The organism is Mycobacterium sp. (assembly GCF_050701675.1).
Lineage (GTDB): Bacteria > Actinomycetota > Actinomycetes > Mycobacteriales > Mycobacteriaceae > Mycobacterium.
This window is the reverse complement of the sequence record NZ_JBOGDD010000121.1, coordinates 1-4,207: the sequence shown is the minus strand read 5'-3', so window position 1 is coordinate 4,207 and position 4,207 is coordinate 1. Positions and strand designations below refer to the sequence as shown.

The following is a 4,207-nucleotide window of genomic DNA, read 5'->3' as shown; positions in this document are numbered from 1 at the left end:
GCCGTGGCGTCCGGCCTCGTCGCGGCGTACGCGTCGTCGTTGGGGCAATCTGCGGCCGAACCGGCTGCCTGCGGTGGCGACGACGTGACCGGCCGAAACGTCGTGGACGTCGATGCTTGAGGGTGGGCAGCCGGACAAACCTGCGATTCTCGTCCTCAGTAGCGGTGCGGACGCCCTCGAGCGTGAGGTGCTGGCAGGGATCGAGGAAGAGGGCGTTCCCTACTTGCTGGAACGGCCCACCGGCGATGATGACGCGCGCGGGCTCGCGAAGTTGGCCGCGAGCCGGTCGTCGCTGAGCGTGGGTGTCGGCATCGACGTGCGCGGCCGGGTGTGCGTCCAGCACGAGTTGCTCGCCGAACCCCCGTCCGGGCTCTTCACGTCGGGCTCCGCGGACCGGGAGTGTGCGCGCACCCTTGGCCACGACGCTGCCCGGATCGTGGTCGGCATCCCGTTGCGCTCACCGGAGGTGCCGTGAGCGGCGAGCATGCCGTAATTGCAATGTACACAACATATTTGGGATGACTGCCTCGGTAGTGGCCCGGCGTTCCCGCATCCAGGCGTCTTGTCGCCGCGGCGGCTCGGGCGGACACGCCTGGACCGTCCTCGCAGGTGACTCCGCTACTCTGGTCGTTGCGTGCGCGGGTGCGAACCCGGGGCAAGGGTGCCACCGGCCGAGCGGCCGCGCGAGGAGTATGAACCGTGCGTTTGCCAAGTACCTCGAGGAGCGGGGCCGGCCTTCTTTCGCCGTCCGCGCTGCGCTCCTTGCACGACCTGTTCGTAGCCGGGCAGGTGGATGGCTCCTATCTCGGCGCCGCCCCGATGCGCCCCGTGGTGGCGGAGAGCTGGCAACGCAGTCTCGCCACCGGTGTGGATCCCGAACTGGGCGCAGCGGGCTCGTCGGCGGTGACTCGTAGCGTCGCCCAACTGCGCGAGGCCCACCCCTTGGCGCCTGCCCTGCCGGTGATTCGCCGACTGCTCGTCGACGACGCCGTCGATGCCAACGTGATGGTGGCGGTGGCCTCTGCGAACGGCACGTTGTTGTGGGTGGAGGGCGACCGTCGGGCCTGTCGGCGGGCCGAGTCGATGAACTTCATGCCTGGTGCCGATTGGAGTGAACGCGCGGCGGGCACCAATGCGCCCGGTCTGGCCCTCGCCCTTGACCGCGAGCTGCAGATTCGCAGTTCGGAGCACTATTCCCGGCTGGCGCAGCCGTGGAGCTGCACGGCGGTCCCCGTGCACGATCCGGAGACGGGCGCGGTACTCGGCGCCATCGACGTGACCGGCGGAACGCGCGTGGCCACACTCCAGACGTTGGCGCTCGTACGTGCCACCGTCGTCGCGGTGGAGAACTATCTGGCCCTGTTGCAGTTGAAGCAGCTCGCGCGGGACGCTCAACCCACTAGCGAGGCCCAGCTGAGCGCGCTGGGGTCCGATCGCGCCCGCTGGCGAACCACCGACGACGCCGGCCAACAGCGGACGATCACGCTGACCGGCCGCCACGCCGACATATTGGTGCTGTTGAGCAGGCATCCCGAGGGTCTCACCTCCGATCACCTTGCGATGCTGCTCGACGACAAGGACCTCGACGTAGTTACGGTTCGGGCGGAGATGTCGCGGTTGCGCCGGGTCATCGGCGCCGAATGGGTGGGCTCGCGCCCGTACCGGCTGCTGCGACCCGTGACCAGCGACCTGGCTGCGGTGTACGGCGCCTTGGAGGCCAGAGACGTGAACCGCGCGCTGGCGAGCTACGTCGGCACGCTGCTGCCGCAGTCGGTCTCACCGGCGATCGGCCGCCTTCGCACGGAGCTCAGCGCCAGCCTGCGTGCCGCCGTGTTCGCCAGCAGCAGTATCGCTCTGCTGCGGCGGTGGCTCGAAACCCCGGAAGGCCGCGATGATCGCGAGGGATGGCGGCTTCTGTACGACCGCGCTGACGCCGACTCGGTCAGCCGGTCCCAGGCCCACGGGCACCTGGTCGGTCTCGACTTCGACCTGGGCTAGCTCCCGCCGCGCTGGTCCACGTTTGCACTGGTTCGGTTGGCGCGCAGGCGATTCCTGGCCGCGATCCGCCGCGTCCAGGGCGCCGTTGCTGGTTTGCCCTGAAGGGCATTTCGTGATACGAAACTAGTCTGTCGCTCAGCGGAATCACCACCGGGGGACCAGCCGACGATCGGGAGGGCTTTGATGGCGGAGGATGCGCCGATCAAGGGCGGCGTTCAATCGGTCCAGCGCGCCTTCGAACTGCTGGAGATCATGGCGAGCGCAGGCCCGTCGATTGCGTTCGGGGAGTTGGCAGCTCGCGCCGAATTGCCGCAGCCGACCATTCACCGCCTGGTGCGGACGCTGCTGAACATGGGATACGTCAGGCAACTTCCCAACCGGCACTACGCGTTGGGCCCCAAGCTGATTCGGTTGGGAGAGAGTGCGGCACGGCTGATCGGGGCATGGTCGCGCCCGCATCTGATCGAGCTCGTCGAGCGCACCGGTGAGAGCGCCAACATGGCGGTCATGGACAACGACATGGCCGTCTACGTGGCGCAGGTCCCCTCACCGCATTCCATGCGGATGTTCACCGAGGTGGGGCGGCGCGTACACATGCACTCAACCGGGGTCGGCAAGGCGCTGCTGATGCAACTTCCCGACGACGCCGTGCTGGCGCTGCTCCAGCGCGCAGGCATGCCGGCCTCCAGCGACAACACCCTCACCACCAGCGATGCCCTGATGCGCGATATCGAACTGAGTCGATCCCGTGGTTACGCCGTCGACGAAGGCGAGCAGGAGATCGGCGTGCGGTGCTTCGCGGTGCCGGTGCCGGACGCGCCCACGTTGACCGCGATCTCGATCTCCGGACCCGAGTCACGTCTGACCCTGAAGTTGGCGACGAAGGTGACGCCACTGCTCAAACAGGTGGCGCGCGACCTGGCCTCGGAGTTCGAGAGGGAAGCGGCGGGCTAGGGCACCTGCGGCCCTCAGTCCAGGAGAAGGGTGGCGGCCGTCGGTGCGTCGGAGAGCGATTCGGCGAGATCGTTGAACTCGACGACGTTGTCGAGTTCGGTGCCCATCGCGATGTTGGTGACCTTCTCCAGGAAGATCTCGACCACGACGGGCACCTTGTGCTCTTGGGCGAGTCGCTGCGCCCTCGCCAGCGCCGGACCGATGTCATCGGGCTCGACCACTTGAATGGCCTTGCAGCCCAAGCCTTCAGCGACTCGCAGGTGATCGACGCCGTATCCCTTGGGGACGTCACTGTCGGTCTCTTGGGAGTTGATGTTGTCGAAGGCCAGGGACACGCAGTAGTCCATGTCGAAGTTGCGCTGCGCCTGCCGGATCAACCCCAGGTAGGAGTTGTTCACCAGGACGTGCACATAGGGCAGGTTGAACTGCGCCCCGACCGCGAGTTCCTCGATGAGGAACTGGAAGTCGTAGTCACCGGACAACCCGACCACGGTCGCTTCGGGGTCGGCGGTGGCCACGCCGAGAGCGGCAGGCACCGTCCACCCCAGCGGCCCCGCCTGGCCGCAGTTGATCCAGTGGCGCGGTTTGAAGACCTGAAGGAACTGTCCACCTGCGATCTGGGACAGTCCGATCGCCGTGACGTAGCGCGCGTCGCGTCCGAAGACGCGGTTCATTTCCTCATAGACCCGCTGGGGCTTGATCGGGACGTCGTCGAAGTGAGTCTTGCGGTGCATCGTCCGTTTGCGCTCCTGGCACTCCTGCACCCAGCTGCCCCACTTCGGCAGGGCGCCCGCGGCCTGCCGTTCCCTTGCGGCGGCGACGAACTGCTCGAGTGCGGCCTTGGCGTCCGAGACGATCCCGAGGTCAGGGGCGAAGACGCGACCGATCTGGGTGGGCTCGATGTCGACGTGGACGAAACGCCGCCCCTTGCGGTAGGTGTCGAGCCCGCCGGTGTGCCGGTTGGCCCAGCGGTTGCCGATTCCCAGCACGAAGTCCGAGGCGAGCATGGTGGCGTTGCCGTACCGATGGGCGGTCTGCAGCCCAACCATGCCGGCCGCCAGCCGGTGATCGTCGGGGATGGTGCCCCAGCCCATCAGGGTCGGGACCACGGGCACGTCGAGGATCTCGGCCAGCTCGACCAGCAGATCCGAGGCGTCGGCGTTGATGATGCCGCCGCCGGCGACGATGAGCGGCCGCTCGGCCGTCATCAGCATGTCCAGCGCCTTGTCCGCCTGACCACGGGTCGCCGCTGGTT

4 protein-coding genes are annotated in these 4,207 nt (G+C 67.7%); 3 read left to right on the top strand and 1 reads right to left on the bottom strand.

Features of this window, described 5'->3' with window-relative positions:
- The first annotated feature begins 112 nt into the window (after positions 1–112).
- From ACRDUX_RS03685 to ACRDUX_RS03675, 3 genes are all read left to right on the top strand, one after another.
- Positions 113–475 (top strand): glycerol dehydratase reactivase beta/small subunit family protein, encoded by a 363-nt coding sequence (locus tag ACRDUX_RS03685; RefSeq protein WP_526411126.1) that lies wholly within the window; start codon positions 113–115, stop codon positions 473–475.
- Between the two features lie 224 nt (positions 476–699).
- Positions 700–1,998 carry a helix-turn-helix domain-containing protein gene (locus tag ACRDUX_RS03680; RefSeq protein WP_526411124.1) on the top strand — a complete coding sequence of 433 codons (1,299 nt, stop codon included), beginning with the start codon at positions 700–702 and terminating at the stop codon, positions 1,996–1,998.
- A 183-nt stretch (positions 1,999–2,181) separates the two neighbouring features.
- Positions 2,182–2,952: an IclR family transcriptional regulator gene (locus ACRDUX_RS03675; protein WP_526411122.1), complete on the top strand. Its 771-nt coding sequence runs from the start codon at positions 2,182–2,184 to the stop codon at positions 2,950–2,952.
- Positions 2,953–2,966: 14 nt separating this feature from the next.
- On the opposite strand, the gene gcl is transcribed toward ACRDUX_RS03675, so the two are convergent.
- On the bottom strand, positions 2,967–4,207 hold a 1,241-nt coding region (gene gcl / locus ACRDUX_RS03670; protein ID WP_526411120.1), incomplete at its 5' end, for a glyoxylate carboligase.